Annotated in this window: 5 protein-coding genes; 2 read left to right on the plus strand and 3 right to left on the minus strand. The window is 49.4% G+C overall.

Features of this window, described 5'->3' with window-relative positions; all coding sequences use genetic code 11:
* The first annotated feature begins 493 nt into the window (after positions 1–493).
* Positions 494–1,027 carry a hypothetical protein gene (locus ABF463_RS14210; RefSeq protein ID WP_415534651.1) on the plus strand — a complete coding sequence of 178 codons (534 nt, stop codon included), beginning with the start codon at positions 494–496 and terminating at the stop codon, positions 1,025–1,027.
* Here the strand turns inward: ABF463_RS14210 and ABF463_RS14215 are convergent.
* From ABF463_RS14215 to ABF463_RS14225, 3 genes are all read right to left on the minus strand, one after another.
* A complete protein-coding gene (locus ABF463_RS14215; RefSeq protein ID WP_415534653.1) occupies positions 981–1,259 on the minus strand; it encodes a hypothetical protein in 279 nt (92 codons plus the stop codon). The two genes, ABF463_RS14210 and ABF463_RS14215, sit on opposite strands and share 47 nt — an antisense overlap.
* A 185-nt stretch (positions 1,260–1,444) precedes the next feature.
* Positions 1,445–2,047 (minus strand): phage scaffolding protein, encoded by a 603-nt coding sequence (locus ABF463_RS14220; RefSeq protein ID WP_415534655.1) that lies wholly within the window; start codon positions 2,045–2,047, stop codon positions 1,445–1,447.
* A 197-nt stretch (positions 2,048–2,244) separates the two neighbouring features.
* Entirely contained in the window at positions 2,245–2,472 is a 228-nt protein-coding gene (locus tag ABF463_RS14225) for a hypothetical protein (protein ID WP_415534656.1), read from the minus strand.
* A gap of 499 nt (positions 2,473–2,971) precedes the next feature.
* Between ABF463_RS14225 and ABF463_RS14230 the strand changes: the two genes are divergently transcribed.
* Entirely contained in the window at positions 2,972–3,190 is a 219-nt protein-coding gene (locus ABF463_RS14230; RefSeq protein WP_415534658.1) for a hypothetical protein, read from the plus strand.
* Positions 3,191–3,481 lie beyond the last annotated feature (291 nt).

The following is a 3,481-nucleotide window of genomic DNA, read 5'->3' on the forward strand; positions in this document are numbered from 1 at the left end:
CTCCAACAATATCTTCCACATCGAGCACGACCAGCAGTGCCAGCATGGTCAATGGTTTGCCGATTGTCAGTGCGGCCCCGGCTCCCAGCGGCCCAATACGTCCGTGTGGACACAACCCGCTCATACACCGACGAGATCACCGGCATTGCCCAAACAGTACACTTTCAAGGCGTGGGCTTTGCAAACGAGGTTGCCGAAGGATATGCAGATATTAACACTACCACCGCGCTGGGGACTGCACATGGTGGTTTTAATGCAACATCCTCGCTTACTGGCTCCAACGGTTATAACAAAATGTTGACGACTGATGTTGTTTCTAAAAACGGCCAAGATGCTTCATTTATTTTGACAATTTGACCGCTGGCACTTATGTCCTCCAGCTCACCGCTCACGATGGAACGGTTGTGGCTAAATATTCTTTCACCGTAAACTCCAGCGGGAACGTCGAGTGATATATGCTCTAAATACATGCGACATAATGAGGAGAGTTTAAATGGGTAAGCAAACAATAGCGAAAGCCAAAAGAAGCAAACAATCTCGTTCCAAGCTGCTCATCGTCACCGCAGCCGCCATTTTGGCCGTAGCCTTTGCCACAAGGGCATCTGCGCAACAGGTATCGACAGTATCGGTGCAGACCACAACGCCCTCTCAGTACAAGGCAGCAACCGGCGGAATAACCGATATTGATGCACCGGCGACAGTGTATCTTACAGTATCCGGCTGGACGCTTAACGCATCTGGTATTGACCGTGTGGATGCCTATGCGTGGGACGCAGGCGGCCATGCACACAGCCTTGGTTCGGTTGGCGGTAACAAGTTAACATCCCGGCAGGATGTAAAAGCAGCATTTCCGGATTACGGAACGCTCAACAGCGGATATACCCTCACGGTAAATACGACTAAATTGCCAGCCGGCAACTATGCGTTGGCAGTCGCGTGGATAGGTACCGATGGGTCGGTGCAGTGGGCAACCAAGAACATTACAAATGGTGATATCCCTCCAATCCGTCTGTGTTCTCGGATTTGAGAGCAGCCTTGGTGTTTAATGCGCCGGATTGCCGCGCCGTCTGGATACGCTCCGCCACCGCACAGGCCGCCATGCTCACCGCATCCGGTGGAGGTTGCCCTGCCGGGACGCGGCGAAAAGTCAGTCGGTCTATAAAGGCGGAGGCATCGCGGATTAGCGCCGGGAAGTCATCCTCTTTGATGGCCCGCCCGTAAAAGGTGCCGGTGTAATAATCATAATCCGCATACAGCATGTCGCCCTCCAATCAGCCGTTGGTAATGAGCTGCGCCATCTCGATGGATTTCGGGTCATAAATCACAGACCAGTTGGCCGATGCCGCGAGTTGTGCGTCGGGTCGGGCGCCTGCCCCCAGGTTTCGTTGAAAAGTTCCTCGTCAAACGGGAAACCGAGAAAAGTACCGGGCATGTGTTATTCCTCCTATTTCGCCTCTCGAAGCGCCTTGTACGCATCGGGCTGTTCATTTTTCAGTTTTAGCTTGTCAAGATAAGACATTTTGGCGAACGCCTCTTTGGTGACTTCTGGCGCGGGCGTTGTGATTGGTGTGGTAAACTTCGGCGCGGGCTTGTCAGATGCAAAGGCGCTTGGGTCGTCAGTCTGTGCTTGCTTGAGTATGTCGTCAAACCCAATGAGCTTGCCGCCATCCAGCTTGAGCGCTTTGTCTTTGAGCAGACCTACAAAAGCGTTTTTAGCCAACACCGACGTAAAGTTGATGCCTGCAGCGGCGGTTTTTACCGCATCATCATAATTGCAGGCGGCAGCGACGGATTCAAAGTCAGCGGTAGCCTTTTCATATTTGGCTTTCCAGTCATCGGCTGCTCTCTGAATACCGTCCACATCCAGCTTTTTAAACCCTTCGATTTGTGTGTTCGCCTCGCCGAGCTGTGATTTCAAGGTATCGCGCTCGTCCGTCAGCGCGGTGACTGTGCCTTGCAGCTTGGTAATGTCTTTGCCGTGTAGTGCAAATACCTGTGCCGCCTGTTCGTCCGTCAATCCAATAGTGGTTAGTTCGTCCTTTTTCATGTCAAATCTCCTCCGATAAGCGTTTCAAGTGGTCGCCATCACCTGTCGGCCTGCTGATTAGGCCCGCAGGTCAGCCAAATAAAAGTCTCTGTCTTGTAGTTACATTGTGAGGGCAAAAAGTATGCACGTTTTCACAAAAAAGTTTTTTTGAACATAAAAAAGCGCCCTCCGAAGAGGACGCAATAATTTTTATGTTCTTATCCCAAATCAATTTTAGGGATTATAAGGCGTAAAGGTTGCCCCTGTATAATCCAATGGTCAAGCAGGTCATCTACATCCTGAAACACTAAATCAACGTCGTTAGGAGAATCTTCGGCGGTGACGTAGTATTTCCCGTCGGGCCAGCAGATAGAATAGTTCTGCCCATTGTATGAAAAATCAGGCTCATTACACGCCAATATTTTTATAAAGGCATTAACTGTCACGCTCTTCACCTCCCTAAAATATCTTTGTTCTGGATTCGCTCTGCTTCGGTCGCTTCTCTTGTCGTTCTGTCCGGCTTATCGGCGCCGTCATGCCATACGTAATCGTAGACATGTTCTCCGTGATTCCCGTAGGGATGCTGCTTCGGGTGGCCGTGATCGCCTCCGTGAATTTGCTTTACCATCTATCCGTCCGGGTCATAAATCGTTCGGTCTTTTTGTTTGCCCGCGCGAGAAACCGTGTCAACAACTGCATTTGGCTTATATGTGCGTGGAACATGCGAATCCTTCTTTTGCGTCCAGTCATCTGTTGGCTTTATCGTTCCGTCTTTATTATACTGATATTGGGCGTATTTATCAACGAACTTTTTATTTGCCCAGACTGCTTTTTGTGCTGGACTACGGCCAAAGCCCAATGCCTGCTCACGTTCGCGCTGCCGGTCAAGTCCGGTTTGCCTTGTGAAGTCTTTGCCTCCATTCCCGATTTGATAAACAAAAAATCATTCGGTATAATGGAAAGGGAAAGAGGGCTTATTATGGAACAAAAAGAAAAGAAACGCGCCGCGCCGCGGCAAAGGCGGCCTTATTTTGGTACATCGAAGCCTTTTACAATTCCGTTCGTCCTCATTCTGCTCTGGGGTGGGTAGCACCCAAAACCTTTGAAAAAGACTGGAGACTAACTGCTGCCGCTTCGGCGATGAAGGCGGTAGCTATTCGCTGATTTATTCCGTTTCTTGATGCTTTTGGCTGTCCGTTTTTTCGGGAAGGGCTCACCTAAATTCTATACTGTAAATGCATCAAGCGGTTGGGCATGGAAATCTGACGCACCGAATCTTCCCATTGATGCACATGTGTATGTGTATGATTTAAATGGCACACAGCTTTATGGTGTAGTGGTATAGTGAACTTGTAACGCTCCTGCCTAATGGATTACAATATCTATTAGAAAAGTAGTATGCCATGCAAACGATTACTGAGGAAACCAAGAAAAAAGTGGTAAAGCTACATATTC

Origin of the sequence: Ethanoligenens sp., assembly GCF_047718355.1 — a bacterium.
Taxonomy (GTDB): Bacteria; Bacillota; Clostridia; order Oscillospirales; family Ethanoligenentaceae; genus Ethanoligenens.